The 15,829-nt window shown below is 67.8% G+C and carries 17 protein-coding genes; 7 read left to right on the forward strand and 10 right to left on the reverse strand.

Annotated elements, in window-relative coordinates:
- Positions 1 to 2: 2 nt before the first annotated feature.
- From NE857_RS26175 to NE857_RS26200, 6 genes are all read right to left on the reverse strand, one after another.
- Entirely contained in the window at positions 3 to 2,342 is a 2,340-nt protein-coding gene (locus NE857_RS26175) for a type IV secretory system conjugative DNA transfer family protein (RefSeq protein WP_184365779.1), read from the reverse strand.
- On the reverse strand, positions 2,342 to 4,204 hold the full coding sequence (locus tag NE857_RS26180) for a VirB4 family type IV secretion system protein (protein ID WP_301184259.1): 1,863 nt from the start codon (positions 4,202 to 4,204) through the stop codon (positions 2,342 to 2,344). Before NE857_RS26180 ends, NE857_RS26175 begins: the two co-directional genes overlap by 1 nt.
- Positions 4,205 to 4,214: 10 nt before the next feature.
- Positions 4,215 to 5,162 (reverse strand): PrgI family protein, encoded by a 948-nt coding sequence (locus NE857_RS26185; RefSeq protein WP_184365781.1) that lies wholly within the window; start codon positions 5,160 to 5,162, stop codon positions 4,215 to 4,217.
- A 40-nt stretch (positions 5,163 to 5,202) separates the two neighbouring features.
- Positions 5,203 to 6,933 carry a TrbL/VirB6 family protein gene (locus tag NE857_RS26190; RefSeq protein ID WP_184365782.1) on the reverse strand — a complete coding sequence of 577 codons (1,731 nt, stop codon included), beginning with the start codon at positions 6,931 to 6,933 and terminating at the stop codon, positions 5,203 to 5,205.
- Between the two features lie 269 nt (positions 6,934 to 7,202).
- Positions 7,203 to 7,598, reverse strand: a complete 396-nt coding sequence (locus tag NE857_RS26195; protein ID WP_254418074.1) for a hypothetical protein — start codon at positions 7,596 to 7,598, stop codon at positions 7,203 to 7,205.
- 127 nt (positions 7,599 to 7,725) lie between these two features.
- Complete coding sequence (locus NE857_RS26200; RefSeq protein ID WP_184365783.1) at positions 7,726 to 8,556, reverse strand: sigma-70 family RNA polymerase sigma factor; 831 nt, start codon at positions 8,554 to 8,556, stop codon at positions 7,726 to 7,728.
- Between the two features lie 780 nt (positions 8,557 to 9,336).
- Here NE857_RS26200 and cutA point away from each other — a divergent pair.
- The gene (gene cutA, locus NE857_RS26205) at positions 9,337 to 9,666 is read left to right on the forward strand and encodes a divalent-cation tolerance protein CutA (protein WP_184365784.1); all 330 of its coding nucleotides are present in this window, start codon (positions 9,337 to 9,339) and stop codon (positions 9,664 to 9,666) included.
- Here cutA and NE857_RS26210 read toward each other — a convergent pair.
- The 4 genes from NE857_RS26210 to NE857_RS26225 form a co-directional block, all read right to left on the reverse strand.
- Positions 9,663 to 9,869 (reverse strand): hypothetical protein, encoded by a 207-nt coding sequence (locus NE857_RS26210; RefSeq protein WP_184365785.1) that lies wholly within the window; start codon positions 9,867 to 9,869, stop codon positions 9,663 to 9,665. The two genes, cutA and NE857_RS26210, sit on opposite strands and share 4 nt — an antisense overlap.
- Positions 9,870 to 9,997: 128 nt before the next feature.
- Positions 9,998 to 10,555: a hypothetical protein gene (locus tag NE857_RS26215; RefSeq protein WP_184365786.1), complete on the reverse strand. Its 558-nt coding sequence runs from the start codon at positions 10,553 to 10,555 to the stop codon at positions 9,998 to 10,000.
- Between the two features lie 302 nt (positions 10,556 to 10,857).
- On the reverse strand, positions 10,858 to 11,037 hold the full coding sequence (locus tag NE857_RS26220; RefSeq protein WP_184365787.1) for a DUF397 domain-containing protein: 180 nt from the start codon (positions 11,035 to 11,037) through the stop codon (positions 10,858 to 10,860).
- Complete coding sequence (locus NE857_RS26225; protein ID WP_301184260.1) at positions 11,034 to 11,843, reverse strand: helix-turn-helix domain-containing protein; 810 nt, start codon at positions 11,841 to 11,843, stop codon at positions 11,034 to 11,036. Before NE857_RS26225 ends, NE857_RS26220 begins: the two co-directional genes overlap by 4 nt.
- Before the next feature lie 370 nt (positions 11,844 to 12,213).
- Here NE857_RS26225 and NE857_RS26230 point away from each other — a divergent pair, with 370 nt between their 5' ends.
- The 6 genes from NE857_RS26230 to NE857_RS26255 all read left to right on the forward strand — a co-directional run bounded on the left by NE857_RS26230 (position 12,214) and on the right by NE857_RS26255 (position 15,634).
- Positions 12,214 to 12,636 (forward strand): ATP-binding protein, encoded by a 423-nt coding sequence (locus NE857_RS26230; RefSeq protein WP_254418076.1) that lies wholly within the window; start codon positions 12,214 to 12,216, stop codon positions 12,634 to 12,636.
- Complete coding sequence (locus NE857_RS26235; RefSeq protein ID WP_254418077.1) at positions 12,633 to 13,052, forward strand: hypothetical protein; 420 nt, start codon at positions 12,633 to 12,635, stop codon at positions 13,050 to 13,052. The genes NE857_RS26230 and NE857_RS26235 overlap by 4 nt, the downstream gene beginning before the upstream one ends.
- Complete coding sequence (locus NE857_RS26240; RefSeq protein ID WP_254418078.1) at positions 13,049 to 13,276, forward strand: hypothetical protein; 228 nt, start codon at positions 13,049 to 13,051, stop codon at positions 13,274 to 13,276. The genes NE857_RS26235 and NE857_RS26240 overlap by 4 nt, the downstream gene beginning before the upstream one ends.
- A gap of 132 nt (positions 13,277 to 13,408) precedes the next feature.
- Positions 13,409 to 14,116 (forward strand): hypothetical protein, encoded by a 708-nt coding sequence (locus NE857_RS26245; RefSeq protein ID WP_254418079.1) that lies wholly within the window; start codon positions 13,409 to 13,411, stop codon positions 14,114 to 14,116.
- 31 nt (positions 14,117 to 14,147) lie between these two features.
- A complete protein-coding gene (locus tag NE857_RS26250; RefSeq protein ID WP_254418080.1) occupies positions 14,148 to 14,891 on the forward strand; it encodes a DUF6879 family protein in 744 nt (247 codons plus the stop codon).
- A 122-nt stretch (positions 14,892 to 15,013) separates the two neighbouring features.
- Positions 15,014 to 15,634, forward strand: a complete 621-nt coding sequence (locus NE857_RS26255; protein WP_254418081.1) for an AAA family ATPase — start codon at positions 15,014 to 15,016, stop codon at positions 15,632 to 15,634.
- The last annotated feature ends 195 nt before the right edge of the window (positions 15,635 to 15,829 follow it).

Below are 15,829 nucleotides of genomic sequence, written 5' to 3' on the forward strand. Positions count from 1 at the left end.
CTTTAGTAGCTTCCCCGTCGCTCTTCTGGTTGCGCCTGGGCGTCAGGCCCGTGCACGCGGGCGGCCCGACGCACCTGAGTGGCCCGGCCCTTGATCCCCTCCGGCAAGGGCCGGGTCTTCACGGTGGTCGCTGCGAGTTCCTTGGCCCCCACCAGCGGGCGTACCGCGGCCTGGAACGCGCCCAAGTGAGTGAGGTCATAGGCGCCCAGCACCGGCTGGGTGTGCTGCTGCAGGCTCACCGCGTCATCGGGTGAGGCGGAGAAGTAGATCTTGGAGCGGGCGTTGGCCGAGACCGCCTTCCTCAGGTCCCCCGGGAGCTGGCCGAGTTCCTGGTGAGCCAGGGTCAGGCCGAGCCGGTAGCCGCGGGCTTCGGCGAGCATGTCCTCCAGACTGCCGGGCAGGTTCAGGAAGTTCTGGCACTCGTCCACGTACGCGCACAGGTCCTTACGCTGGTGTTCGGGTGTGTGGATACGGGCGGTGACCGCCTGCCAGGTCGCCGCCAACGCGAACGACCCGATCAGGCTCGAGGTGTCCTCACCCAGGCGGCCCTTGGGCAGGCGCAGCAGCACCAGGTGCCCGGAGTCGAACAGCTTCGGCAAGTCGATGGTGGAAGGCCCCGAGGCCACCACTTGGCGCACCCATTTGCGCAGAAGCGCCGTCCTCAGTTTGTTGAGGACCGGCCCGGTCACCGACGAGCGGGCCGAGACGGTGAGCCCGGAGTACCAGCCCCAGAAATCAGCGAGGGCTTCGTCCTTACCGGTGTTCTGGACGACCTTGGCCATCACCTCGGTGCGCAGGTCGTCATTGGAGAGCAGGCGCGGCACGTCCCCCAGGGTCAGTGTGGGGTCCTTGGCCCGAGTCAACGTGAGTGTGGCGGCCCGCAGGATGTCGTCGGTGCGAGGCCCCCAGTACTCGGCGTAAATCCTTCGGAAGATCCCCACCACGGTGTCGCTCGTAAAGTCCGCATCCGGGCCCTGCAGCAGGTTCAACCGGGGAGGCGCCGCGTTGTCGTCCGGATCGAAGAGCACCACTCGGTTGACGGCGTGCTCGGGCAGGCGGGCCAGGATGTCGGTAATCAGGTCCCCTCGCGGGTCGATCACCAGCCCCGCCCGACCCGCCTCCGCGTCTTGGAGGACGAGGTTGGCCAGCAGGGTGGACTTGCCGGAGCCGGTTTTGCCGAGGATGTGGGTGTGCTGACGGGCCTCCACCACACCCAAGGCCACCGGACGGTTCGTGCCGGCGTCGGCGTCCCCGACCACCCGGGTGTTCTCGCCCCCGCGCGGAACGGCCGGTGCGGGTGCGGCCGGGCGCGCTCCAGCGCGGGCCAGGCCGGGCACGCTGGTGTCGGTGGGCAGATGCGCGACCCCCGCCAGCTCAGCAGTGGACAGCAGTGCCCCTCGGGCCAGGAACCGGTTCACCGCCCACCACTCGGGCTTGAACATCAAGTGCCGCCCCAAGTGGTTGGTGCCCGAGGTGAACGCCGCGAAGCTCGAAGCGATGCCGTGAGCGCGCCCCCGCAACCGATCCCGGAACTCATCACCCTCGTGTGTGGTGGTCAGGATGTAGGAGAGCGAGCACGCCAGCCTCGGGCTGGAGGCTTTGTTCAGGATCGCGCGGATGTCGTCCCCGGTCCCCGGCAACGACACCGACCGCCGTGCCCCACCCCCGCCTCCAGCCCCGGCTGGGGTGAAGGCGTCGACCACGGCCGTGCCCATCCCGGCGTGCCCAGCGATCCGGGCTGCTGCTTGGCGGGCCTTCGCAGCCCGCCACCCCGTAACCGGGCGGGCGGTAATGCGCACCAGGGCGTGTTCGCCCTCGACCAGGTCCTCCATCGCACCCAGCAAGGGACGGGCAGGGTCGTCATCGAACCGAGTCTGCAACGGGAACACCTCCGCCCGCCCCAGCCCCAGGTGCCCGCCGGTGGTGTAAGCACCCGCTGGGAGCGGTGACTCCTGCGGGGCCAAGCGGCGGGTGGAGGTGGTGGCACCGGGCCAGGCCGCCGAGATCGCCCGCTCCACCGTGCCCGGAGGCACCGTCCCGGGCACCCACACCTGGTAGCGAACCCCGGCCGCTGAGCCGATGATTTCCAGGGCCAGGTGGGGTTGGAACAGCCACCGCGACCAGCGCGGGCGCAGCAGCCCCATGGTGTGCTGCCAGAACGCACGCGCGTTCTCCAGGCTGGCTTCGGGCGGGGGCAGGATCTCCACCACCCTGGCTTCCTTGGACAGGTGGACGTGGCGGGCCCACCTGAACCCGAGCACCACCGCGCCCACCAAACCCCCGGTGAGCGGGATCGCCGCGATCAGGAGGAAGATCCCCCCGCCGAGCAGGAAGCCGAGCATCACACCACCTCTTCTTCGATGTCCTCGTTCTGGTCCCAGGCACGATCGGTCTCGTCGTCCTGGTCGTGGTCTTCGAACTCAGCGGACGCTGCTTCCGCCTCGGCGCGCATCGCGGCCAGCTCGGCCGGGTCGGAGGTGATCAGCGCGTGCTCATGCGCAGAAGCCAGCGGGTGGAAGCCGACTCGCTGATGGCCCGCCACCAGCAGGGCGGAGCCTCGGGGGGCGGTGCCCACCAGGTGGGTCTCGCCCGCCGAGAGGTGGAAGGCTTCGGCTACCGCGTCGAGGTTCTGCGGGGCCTGTTTCAGCAGCACCTGGGTGGCGGCGTTGGCGATCACCACCCGGCCCAGCTCCGTGGCCAGCACGTCGCCCACGTCTTGGGTGACCAGGGTCAGGCCCAGCCAGTGTTTGCGTCCGGCTTTGGACCAGCGGGCCAGGTAGCGGGCCGCGGCCGGGTCCTGCAGCAGAAGCCAGGCCTCATCGACCACCACCATCCGGGGCCGGGCGGGTCCGGGTGCGGTGACGTGTCGCCAGATGGCGTCGAGTACGAGCAGCACTCCGACCGGCCGTACTTCCTCCGACAACTCTTTGAGGGAGACGACGGTCAGGTACCCGCCCACATTCGCGGTAGAGGCGCCCTCGAACAGGGCCGCGTGGGAGCCGTGAACGAAAGGCTCGAGCCGCTCGGCCAAGCCTTGAGCCGCAGCAGCAAGGGCTGCTCCTGTACTGGGGTCGGTGGCGATCTCCTCCAACGCCTCGGCCAGATCCGCCAGCACCGGCGCGACCCGATCCCAGGTGGTCGGGTCGCGGGTGATCCCGGCCCCGGCGTAGGCGGTCACGAGCGCCCGGTCCAACACCGACTTGTCAGTCGCGGTCAGCTCACCGACCATCGCCCCGATCAGGGTGTGCAGGAACAGCGCCCTGGACGTGAACGACCTGCCGTCCTCGCCCTCCTGCGGCAGCGGTAGGGCGAACGGGTTCAACCGCCCTTGCGGGGTGCCGAGGCTGATGGTGGTGCCGCCCACCGCCTCGGCCAGACGCAGGTACTCCCCCTCGGGGTCGATGACCGCGACCTCAACACCGACCAGCAAGGAGCGGAGGATCTCCAGCTTGGCGAGGTAAGACTTGCCCGCACCGGAGCGGGCGAGAATCACGCTGTTGTGGTTATCCAGATCGCCGCAGAACCGGTCCCAGGCCACCAAGCCGCTGCTGTGGGTGTTGGTGCCATAAACCACGGTGGTCTCGCCCAGGTCCGCGACCAGTTCCGGGGAGGTGAAAGGCAGCAAGGTGGCGGCGGCGTCAGTGTCCATCGACCGGCCCATCCCGAGCGCGTCGGTGCCCAGCGGGAGTGTGGAGATCCATCCCGTTAGGGAACGGAACGTGGAGGGCACAGCGTCCACCAGAAGCGAGTCACAGAGCGCTTTGACCTGCTGGAGTTCGGCCTCCAGGTGCTCCAGGCAGGTGGCGTGCACGGTGATGTAGACCGCGACCCGAAAGAGCTTGCCCTGGCCGGTAGCGATGCGGTCAGCGATCTCCGCCGCATCAGCCGCGGCCGCCAGCTGGTGCGGGTCCTCCACCCGGCCCTGACCCGTGCTGGTGCGGTGCGCCGACTCCAACCGGGCTCGGCGTTTGCGCAGCTGGGTGGCGGCGCGGGGGGCGGGGACCGGGTCCAGGTGAAAAGCGATGTCGAGCTGGCCCGGGTAGGCCAGCAAGGGTTCGGCCCAGCCGACCGCGACCTCGCGCGGGTAGCCAGTGACCGCCAGGCTCTGGCACACCCCGCCCTCGACCTCCAGGTAGCGGGCTCCGACATGGATAGCCGGGCCGCCCAGAGCCGGTGAACCGGCGTGTTTCCACAAACTGCGCACAACCATCTCCTCAGTCCTCCCGCTCGTCGGTGGTGTCGAGATCTCCGTCGCAGGAGTCGGCGCCGTTCTCGGGGTCGGTCAGGTGTGTGCCAGGGGCGGTCATAGACGCCCGTAGCGCCTGCTCGACCGCCTCGCCGTCCAAGACCTGCGTGCGGATCCCGAGTGCGGCGAGCCGATCCGCGACATCTTCCGTACGGCGCCGTAGAGCCCCACCGGTGCGCCGGGCGGTTCCGGTGGCGGTGACCACGACCAGCACCTGCTGGTGGGAGAGCTCGTGGGTGGCGGCGATCTCGTCGAGGAAGTCGGCGTGCGCGGCCGCAGCATCGGCCAGGGCCGGGTGGGGCAGGTGGTCGGCGTTGGCGCGCACCATCGCTACCAGCCCCGACAGGTCAGCACGGCGGCGTTGCACCAGGATCTGGACGGGTTCGGTCAGCGAGTCGAGCACCCCGGCGAACGCCGCCACGACCTGGTCCTGCTCACGACCGGAGGCGAGTTGGAACGGGAGGGTGGTGCAGGCGATCACCGCCGCGCACCTGCCTTGCAGGTCGATCACCCCGCTGGGGGTGATGGCCGAGGCGGGCAGGCGCAACGGCGCTAGCCTCGGTTGCCTGAATCGGGGTGCCCAACGCGGCAACGCCGGGAGTTCACCGGAGGGTGCGGGGACCAGGTGCTGGGGTGAGCGCTTCCACACCCACGCGCTGGCCAGGACCTTCTCCAGGCCTCGGCCGTCGCGCTCGGCCAGCGCGATCGCGATGACCGCGCCCAGGAGCGGGGCCAGTCCCAGCGCGAGGACCCACAGCGGCACCATGTCGCGTAGGAGCAGGTAGGCGATCCAGGCTGCGGCCAGGGCTGGGGCGATGATCAGGCACTGGCGGGCGGTGAGGTTGAACAGCAGGGGTTCGGGGCGGTCGATGTCAGCGGGGATGCGGCCCCGCCACGCCGAGGGTTCTTCCTGCACAAGCTCCCTTTCTCGATGTCCTGCACGTGCGGGTCAGAGCTCACTTGGTGTCGCGGCGAGGTTTGGGGAAGAGCCCGTACTGCTTCCACACCCGCCGCGGGGATGAGAACAAGGGCTGCTGGCCTTTGACGTGGGCGGGCTTGGTCCACTGCACGGGCGGCGCCTCCGGCAGGTGACGCACCCTCGGCGCAGACGCTGGGCGAGGTGCGGGGTCGGGAAGACCGAGGCGCTCGGTTGCCCGCCGGCCCGGAACCCGGACCGGAGGCGGGGTCGGCAGCACCCCTTGCCGCCACCGGCGCTGCGGTGTCCCAGCAGCGCCACCACCGTGAGGCTTGGCACCAGGTGGTGAGGGGCGGGCGAAGAGCGTCTGCTGTCCGGTCTTGGGTGATCCGGGCATACGGCCCTCCTCCAACACGCGACGTGCGGGCGCGGGCGGTGCGGGTCGCGGCGGCGGCGCCGGGCCCAGGGCTTTCTGGCCTGGCAGAGCAGGTGTGGGACCACCGGGGTCGGGGCCGGGTCGGGGCCAGTGGCCACTGGCCCCCGGTCCGGGGAGAGTGCGCCGCCCGCCCCGTGTGAGGTCCCCGGCTGGATCGGGCGGGTCGTGGCGGTGGCGGTACCACCACGCCTGGGGCTGGAGCGGCTGGAGCCCGGACCCCGGTTTGGGCTGGTAGCGGGGCAGCGGCTTGCCAGCGCGGCGTTGGGGCCAGGAGAACTGGGGTTTACGGAAACCGAGGTCGAACGCTTTCGGCAACCGAAGACTCCCCATCGACCTGAAAGCGAGCATCCAGGCGATGTTTTTCAAGAAGGCGGCGATCGGTGAGGTGCCGGGGTTGGGTTGCCACACCAGACGGCTCACCCACGAGCCGATCCGGATCTGCACATACAGCAGCACCAGGAGCAGCATGATGTTCATCAGCCACCCGTCACCGCTGGCGCTCCCGCTCTCAGGAGAAGCGAACGTGCTGCTGGTCAGGGTGACGGTGTGCTCGGAGCCCGTGTCGAGCACCACCATGTTCCCGCCCGGCCCGGTGGGGGCAGCGGTGATGTTGCCCGTCAAGGACATCTGGCCTTCGAAGAAGAGCTGCATCATCGCCAGGAAGGCCACGGCTTGGGCGATCGGGATCGCGCACGCCCCCACCAAGGATTTCCACCACAGCTCCGCGAGCCGGTTGGTGTGCGGCAAGGCGTGGAACATCAGCAACAGCGGGGCGCCGATGACCAGGACGATGACCACGCAGATGCGGACCGCTTCACTGATCATCCACACCACCAGCAAGACGACGATGACGACCAGCAGCAGCAAGGTGAACAACAACGCCTCCGTGAGGATGACGTCCATGCGGTCGCGCAGATTCTCGGCCGCCTCGCGGGCATCGATGCCCCGCGCACCGATGGCGGTGGACATGTCGTTGGAGAGCCGGATGATCTCGGTGGAGATCCACATCGACAGGTTCGCCGCGGCGAACCCGGCCACGAGCCGGGGCAGCAGGTCGGTGGCCGAGTAGCGCGTCTGGATGGTCTGGTAGCCCATGGCGATCACCGCGCCCGCCACGATCAGCAACAGGTAGACGATGTTGGTGGTGGTCAGGATCCCGGAGTGCAGGGCCTTCATGCCCTCGGTCGGCATCGGGGTCCAAAACGCCCGTTCCGCCAGCCATGCCAGGGCCGGGTTCAACCCGGACACAACGAAGTCCGCGAACCAGTTACTGATGTGGCAGCCGCCGTCGGTCAGCCCGCAGTCGAAGACCTTGTCATCGGTCTCTAACTCCACCGGATCCTTGGGAAGCTCGGTCGGGTCCTGCCGACCGCCTCGGGGCTCGTCCTCGCGCTCATCTTCGGGAGGTGGGAGCGGGTCGTCGGTGATCTCCGGCTCCGGAGCAGGATCCAGCTCCTCCGGGCCAGGACCACTCTCAGACTCGGGCGCCGGTTCTGGTGCGGGTGAGGGTTCTTGCGGGGGTGGGAGCGGGTCGTCCGAGGGCGGCGGCAACGGCTCGTCCGAAGGCGGCTCCGCCGGAACCCGCACCCACGTGTGCAGTGGTCTCATGCGCCACCACCGGCCTCACCCGCGGCGAGAATCCATTCCAGGATGCTCATCAGCACCGTGGCCAGCACCGCGATCCCGTACCCGAGGGCCACACCCGTCAGCGCCCTCTTGGCCCCGTCGATCGCCCCCGGCTCGCCCCCGGCGACCAGCCACCGCACCCCCGCGATCGTAAGGAAAAGGGTTCCGAGCGCGGTGGCCAAGACCATGATGACCAGGTAGACCCGGTCCACCACGGCCACCAGCGGCGCCGCCGTGGCCTCGGCTGGCTCGTCCGGCCCCTCAACCTCCCCCTCAGTGCTGTTGGCCCACACCCACGAGGCGTCATCGGCCGTCACCATGCACCACACCGTGGCTACCAAGACGGCGACCATGATCACCAACAACCTGCGCACCCCAACCCCCTTCTCAGCACCGCCGCACCCTCAGTCCTTCGAGGCGGCTCGGTGTCTTGGCCCGCTGTCGGGGGCTGGTCGGGCCATCCCGTGAAGCTCGAGTGGCCCGACCGGCCCTTTTACTGAGTTAGGAAGCCAACGGCCACGGCGCCTTCGACGCCTTCGGCCGGGCGACTTCGTTGGCGCGGTGCCCGTCACCGGGCGAAACCGGCGCACTCGACAGGAAGGGAGAAGTGCTCGGGGCTTGGCCGGGGGCCGCGCTCAGCGCGGCGGCGAGCCGGGTCTCGGCCCGCTGGCGGCGCTTGGCCAGCGTCTTGTAGGCCACCCCGGTTTCGGTGGACAGCGCCACCAACGAGACCTTCTCCAGACGGGTGCGGGCGATCAGCTCCGCCTCAGCAGCAGTCACGGCCCCGGCCCGCACCGCCGCCTGAAGAACCGACTCACACGAGCGGGTCGACTCAGGGTCGTCCTCGAGGTCGGTGGCTTCGGCCGTCCCCCACCCCCGCTGTGCGGCGGAGGCCAGGGCGCGTTTGCGCTCGCCTAGAGCGGCGCGGCGCACCCGGCACAACAGGTAGTAGCCCAACGCGCCGTGGTCCAGGGTGGCGGTTCGGATCTGGCGGATCGTGAACGCCACCAGCTCGGCCTCAATGCACTGCACACTGTCGGGGTCCAGGCCCCGGCTGGCGCGGCCCACGCATCCGCGCAGCAGAGGCATCGCCAGCCCGAGCGCGCCGACCATCCACTCCTGCGAGCGGCGGGCCGCCCGCATGGTGTGCCGCCACAGCGCGTCCCGCACCTGGTTCGGGGTTGCGCGGTCCAGGAGGACCTCGCGCAGCTCAAGGAGCGAGTAGGTGCGCTCCTCCAACGAAGGGTGCGCGTGGGCGCCGTGCAGGGTCAGGTGTGTGGGTGCGATCTGAACGAAGTTGGATTCGATCTGGCCAAGCAGCGAAAGGTTCATGTGTTCCCCCTGGAAGTGCCACCGGGATCCGACACGGACCACTTAAAGGCATCGCAGACTCAGGGGTTGCTCAGAATGGACTCACAGCACGCTCAATCTCGACTCAGAGCAGACTCAGAAGTGACTCAAAGACAGCAAGGGAAGGTAAAGGATTTCTGCCTGGAGCGCTGACGTCGAGGCGTGTGAGTCACGCACTCAGGACTAGACTCACAGCCTCTACCTGCGCATATGCTGGACTCACGGGATGACTCAGCCACTTGCGCAGTGGACTCATGAGTCACCGTGAGTGTTCAATCTAGGGATCTCTGAAAAATTCTTCCTGGACTCTTCCGACACGCACACGAGCGCGCCAAGAAAGACACCCAAGGAAGATTCTCTGGCACCCCATAATCACTGACGAGACGACCTATGGAACCGACACCTCTCATCTCAGCTGTGAACACACCGGAACTCTCCCTGATCCGGGGTGGGTCGTTATCTTCTTCACAGTGAGTTATCCCGGTGGGATGTCGAACTTGCCGTCACGGCAGCTCAGGAGGAACACCTTCCGCTCTGCGAACGTCGAGCCTCGTGTGCCCCTCCCTGGCGACGGGCTCTTGTCTCTTGGCGTGGACGCCGTATCGCCTGTCCACAGAGCGAGGCCCCCTCCTGACCTCCCGGGCCATATGCCTGTCCGAAGCGTTGGAGCTCGTGCGGGTAGACACCGTTGTTGACTCCCCGCTGAGGGACCCCGGAGGCTAGGTTGTCCCCTGTACTCCACACGACTCGAAGGGCCCCTCCATGACCGACTACCTTCAGGTGTCCACGGCGACCGAAACCCGCGAGCAGGCGCTGGAACTGGCCAAGTCCGTGGTAGCTGCCAAGCTCGCGGCCGGGGCGCAGATCGTCGGCCCGGTCACGTCGGTGTTCTGGCACCTGGGCGAGTTCGGAACAGGTGAGGAGTGGCAGCTTCTGCTGAAAGCGCGCGCGGACCAGTACCCGCAGATCCAGGCGCACCTGATCGGACACCATCCGTGGACGAACCCGGAGGTCGTCGCGACCGCGATCGTGGAAGGCTCCCCGGATTACCTGCGCTGGGTCGGCTCCACCACAGCCCCTGAGACCATCTAACGGGTGCGGGCTAGCTCCAGCGCGTCGGCGACCTCGGGCAAAGCGCGGTGGTGGGCAAGTTTGCCGAGCACCAGAGCAAGTCGCTGGCGTGGACGCACCGACGCCACATCCACGGAAAGGACCAACACCCGGGCGGCACTCGCCGCTGCCTGCTCGATCTCCCCAGCAGCGACGTAGGCCGAGGCCAGCCAGGTCGTATACAAGGCCTTGTCGCAGGCGTGCGCGTCATCGAACCCGGCCAGTGCTTGCTCCAGGAAGGGAACGGCGCGCAGTGGCCGGCCGAGTTCGGCCCAGCACCGCCCGGCACACCGGCTCGACCGCGCCCTACCAGTCAGTCCCTCGCATCGCTACCCAGGCAGGCATAGATCTCCATGTGCTCCATGATCGCGTCGCGGTCTTCGCCGGACACGTGGCCGTGGTCCCATCGGTCCCAGACGAGGAGGAAGTGGCAGTAGCGCCGCGTCTCGTCCTCGTCACGGCGCCCCACGAGTTCTTCATGGGCCCTTGCCTGGGCCACATTGTCGAACTCATAGATGTGAACGTGTCGAGTTTCAATCCACTCGATGCAGTCCACGACCCATGTCCCGACGTTGAGCTGATTCGTCCCGCAGACATCAGACTTATCTGTATAAGTGCGTATCGGGAAGTCGGCAGCGAGATCGTTCGCGACATCGAGTGCACTGGCCAAGACAGGAATTTCTTCGTCAGAAGTGGCCTGAGCCGGGGCTGTCGCGCCCTGGGCATCATTCTCGGAAGCAACTAGGCCGTCGTCGGAACCGGACAGGCCCTGAGAGAGCAAGCCGATAGCTATGAGCGCCGTGACAAGCGCGGGGATCACGAAGATCGGGTGGAGAAGCCGAGCACGGATCGCATAGCCTCTGTCGCTCATGCAGGCACCGTTCCAGATGGGAATGTGGCGGTCACTACGACGGTAGCCGCAGCACAGGCCCCTTGCTGAACCCGAGGAGGCCGACTCAGTCAGTCACACGGTTGACTTGGCCTGACACTCAAGGCCGTGAAGACAAGGGGCGGGATCCGGTGTCAACAGGACCGTGATCCGCTGGTAGGCCATGCTCTGGTTCTCGCTTCCTCCTGAACACCTGTCGGCTTCAGCGTGGCCAAGATCCAGGCTCAAGGCCCATAAGCCCGTCCCCGCCCAACGCACTTCGGCGGAGACGGGCTGCTTTCGCGCTATGCGCCGCGCACTGCCGCCACCAGGGCCGCCCACTCAGGGGCAGGGGCGTCCAGGTGGCCCAGCTCGCGGTTCTGCGTGTCGCGGACCGCGGCTCCCTGGTCGGTGGCGCGAGCCTCGACGCAGTTGCCGCCTTCACCGTTGCTGTAGCTGGACTTCTTCCAACCTTCGGTCATCATGTGATACTGCCTCGAATCTCTTCCATCCGTGACCGTGATGCGGCCACCGGCAACGCCGAACTTCGCAGGTCCGCGAACGTCCGCTCGTAGCTTGCCACGATCTCGGGTTCCCTGAGGGTCATGCCCGTCTTCTGGCTCTCGACGTAGGCAACAGGGCTGCTGTCGGGGGCGGTAATCAGCCTAAACGACCCGTTCAGACCAACGTGATCCTCGGTCGCCTCAGGGATGACCTGGACGGTGATACGGGGGCGATGGCTCAGCTTCACCAAGTGGTCGATCTGGGCTGGCATGACGTGGGGGTTGGAGAACCGGCGCAGGAGAACTGACTCGTCTAGCAGCACAACCATCATGGGCGGGTGCTCTCGGTCGAGGATCTGCTGCCGGAAGAGTCGCGCTTGCACTATTTGGTCGATCCTCGCAGGTTGATCGTAGGGGGACGCGAGTTGGCTGATCGCGCGAGCGTACTGTTCCACCTGCACTAGGCCCGGCACGAGACCGAGGGCGTACTCGCGAATCTCGATGGCCACCTGCTCGTCCTCGGCAACTTCGCGGAAGTACCCGATCATGCCCGTCGGGGAGAACATCGCGTCCCAGGAGTTCAGCAGCACCCCGTTGGTGTTCAAGGCAGCATCGATTTGTTCTATATGAGACCTCCGTGTCCCTTTCTTTCCTGACTCCAGATCGCTGATCGTGCTCTGCGCGATCGCAGCGGCCCGAGCGAGCTCCTTCTGCGTCATGCCTGATAGGCCACGGTATTTCAGGAGCAGCTTACCGAAACGCTGCCGAGAGGAATCGCTTGATCCCACGCCTCACCACCAATATCGCCGAACTATCAGTTCGTATCGCTTCACATACGAACACAAACGTTCTTTGCGATGAATATAGACCAGGCTTCAGGAGTAATGGAAGAGTCGATTTCAAGCACCTCAGAGCTCCCTGATCTGGCCAGATAAGGGAGCTGCTGGGTGGGGCGGCCGCCCCACAACCACGGGCTTGACCGTGGGGCGAGCGGCTGCAGGTATGCCCCGCCCTCAATCGGATGCGAGCAGACGTCAGCCCACCCCGGCTGGGAGCCAAAGGCGGGCCAACCCCGAAACAGCAAAAGCTCCGGGGACCGAAGTAGAGAGCGGCCACCGGAGCTGTCACCCCACCCCGACGTAACCGAGGTGAAGACGCATGCAGTGTATCGCCCCCAAACCCGCACACACCAGGCCCGAACGACAAGCCCGCCACAGCTTCCCAGGCCTACCCCACCAGGTCGGTGAAGCTCGCCGCTGGGCCCTGAAGACCCTCACCTCCTGGGGTCAGGAGGCCCCCGAGCAGTTCCCCCTGGTGGTCACCGAGCTCGCCACGAACGCGCTCGACCACACCCACAGCGGAGGAGCAGGTGGCCAATTCACCCTCCGCCTGGCGCTGCACGCCGGTCACATCCGCATCACCGTCCGCGACGCCGGCCCCCGTCAGGGACGCACCCCCACCCGGCGCACCCCGAACCTGTCCGCGCAGCACGGCCGCGGCCTCACCCTGGTGGACGCCCTCACCCGCGCGTGGGGGCCGTTGAAGATCGGTACTGGCGTATTCGCGGAGGTGCCCCGGTGAGCGGCCTGCTGTTCTCGATGGTGCCGCTGGCCCAGGCCATGCCCCGGCCCACACCCCGCGCCCATGCCGTGATGGCCGCGATGGAAAGCACCCTGCTCGATACCGGCTACACGCCCCATGTCCAGGTTGGAGAGTGGTCGATCGATACCCGCCTCTACCAGGACCGCCACTGGGAACAGGGCCAACCTATCGGCCATCATCCCCAACGCGCGGTGGCGTTGCGTCTGCACCAGCACCGCCCTGACGAACTGTGGTGGCTGGTCGAGTACCCCGCCCGCACCCCCACCGAGTGGCAGTTGCCGTCCTCAGCGCAGAGTCTGCGCCGCTTGGCCTTCCTTGGGGACGCTTCCCGGCCGGTGCACGCCCAGGACCTCGGACTCGTGGACCACCTCACCAGCAGGCCAGGGCCCCGATGAGCCGCCGCATCGACCACCGTTGGCGGATAACCACGCGACGACAACGCTTCGTGGACCTGCGGTGGAAGGCCGCGACCAGCGGTAGCGGGTTCGTCCTGACCCGTGAGACCCGGCTGTGGGGGGCGATCTACATGCTGCTCCCGCTCAACGGAACAGCCCAGATCCTCTACTCCCTGGACGAAGTCGAGCAGTACCTGGACCGGCACACCACCGCCACCCCCTGAACCGGTGGGCCGCCGACGCACCCCGCACCCCGCACTCGCCCCTGAACGCGGTGGGGGTTTCCAGCGGCCCACCACGCCCGGGGCCTGCCCTGCCCCTGCAGGCCCCGGGCCCCAACACGTAGAAAGCCCCGCATGCTCACCACCACACACACCCCTCGCCACCGCGAACTCGGCCCTTTCCCGGTGTTCGCGGTGTTCGCGGGCATGATCGTGACGCTGTTCATCCTGATCCAGGCCACCCCGACCGTTCTCGCCCACTCCACCACCTGGTCGACCGCCCTGCTCTGGGTCGGGCCCTGGGCCATCATCGTCCTGATGTTGGCGTTGCTGTCCTGGTGGGTGGCCCACCGCACCGGTGTGGGGGTCCGTGACGGATACGGCATCGTCCCCCGCTGGGTGCGCTCACCCCGCCACCTGGTCCGTACCGAGCACGCCTTGGACGCGGCCATTCTCGGCGGCCTGGCCTTGGCCGTCTACCTGATCCTCTACGCCTTCATCTGGCTGACAGGCCCCGGCCCTGCGGCCGGTGGGTGGTTGCCGGTGGTGCTGTTCACCCAGACCGCCACCGCCATCATCAGCGAACTCGTCCTGCTGGGGGCCCTCGCCGCACTGCTGACCACCACCCGCATGAGCACACAAACCTTCGTGCTGATCTCCATGGGCGGCCGGATCGTGATCGCTGAACCCCACTGGCCCGCGATCGTGGCTGCCGGGGTGAGCGGTCTGCTCATCGCAGCCCTGTACGTGGGGTTTCGCCGGTTGACCCCCATCCTCGTCGGCCATGTCGCCGCCACCACCGTGGTCGCCCTGACCGGCACCTGGGTTTCCTCCCTGACCTGACCCCTTCGACCTGGAAAGGCCTCCTGGGTTCATGGCACCCGCCACCTACATCTACGAGCAGCGCGCCCGTATCCTCACCGATCCCGGCCGGTATGTGTCCACCGCCGATGCCCGCGCCCTGACCGGGCACACCCAGCCCACACTCGCCCGGCTGGTCGACGAGGGAAAGCTCATCGCCCGCCGCGTGGGCCGCAAGTCCCTCACCTTCCAGACCGCGCCCCTTCTCGGCTACTGCCGCAAGCAGCACCCCGCCCTGACCCTGTTCGACCTGCTGGCCACCACCACGGGCGAGCCGGTCACCGAGAAGGAGCTGGCCTCCGAACTCGACCAGGCCAGCTCCGGAACCTGGTGGACCCTGGCCCGCCGCGACCACGCACCTCCGGACTGGGCCACCTGGCAGCACTGGTACCGAGGCGACACCCTCCACGCCCGAACCATGTTGTTCGAGCAGCGTCCCGGGTGGGCGCAGCAGATCAAGGAACACCGCGCCCGCGGCATCTTGCGCCGCACCTTGTGGCTACCCGCCCAGCCGCTGGGCCGGTACGGGCAGTACTGCCTGGCCCGCTACCAGCACGTGACCGCTGCTGGAGGCACGGTCGATGTCCTGCCCCTCTGGAAGCTCCACCACCTGGAGCACCAGCAGATGGTTCCCGACCTCGAAGTCACACCCGGCGCTGTCTACCTGCGCCGCTACACCCGGGTGGGCTCACGCAACGGAGCCCTGCGGATCAGCGCCCCCGAGCTGGTCACCGCGACCACCGCGTTCCTGGGCTAGGCGGCACGCCAGCACTCCACCCCGCTGGCCGACTTCGCCCGCTGGCGCAACCAGGGGGCCGCGTGACGGGCCCCCACCACCCCATAGACGGTTCAAGGCCCGCACTCCCCTTCACGCCTTTCATGGCCCAGGTGGAGAACGTCGATGGCGGCAAGGTCGTCCAGGCCTACGAGGCCGGGAACATCACCGTGGTCAACACCTATGCGCGGCCCCGCCCGATCCAGCTTCCCGAACTGCCCACTCCCCCGCCCTACTCGGAGCTGGGGCTGGACACCCTCCTGCGGGAAGCACCCGTCGACCAGAGCCGAGTCATCGTCCTGCACGGCCCACCCGGGGCAGGCAAAACCCGGATCGCCGCGCACCTGCTCCACCAACACCTCGACCGCTACACCGACGGCATCCTGTTCGCCGACCTTCAGGGGTCAAACGCCGAAGGGCCCAGCGACCCTAACGAGGTCCTCGACCGCTTCCTACGCGCGATCCATGTCGGTGCGGACGCCATTCCCGCGGACTTCAGTGCCCGATCCGCGGCCTGGCGTTCCTATACCTACGGGCGCGAGGTCGCGGTCCTGGCCGACGACGCCGTATCCGCCGCCCAGGTGCACGCCCTCAACCCGGGCCGGGGCCCGTCCGTGGTGATCGTGACAGCGCGCGCCCCCTTGCTGTCGCTGCGCCTGGACGGGGCCGATCACATCGAGATCCATCATGCCCACGCCCGACCGGGCCCGGGCTCAGCCTCGTGACCTCATCGCCCCAGGGCCAGGTCCGGTGCCCAGCTCTCGAAGGCGATGTAGCGCGGAAGCGAGACGCCTACCAGTCGCTCCTGCATTCTCTCCGTGCAGAAACGCGTCCTCCCGACCCCCGTATCACCACGGCACGTGATCATGAGCGAGGTGCCCAACATGGTCTGACCTGTGCGAGTGCGGCACCTACCTCCG

The organism is Nocardiopsis exhalans, from assembly GCF_024134545.1.
GTDB classification, from domain to species: domain Bacteria; phylum Actinomycetota; class Actinomycetes; order Streptosporangiales; family Streptosporangiaceae; genus Nocardiopsis; species Nocardiopsis exhalans.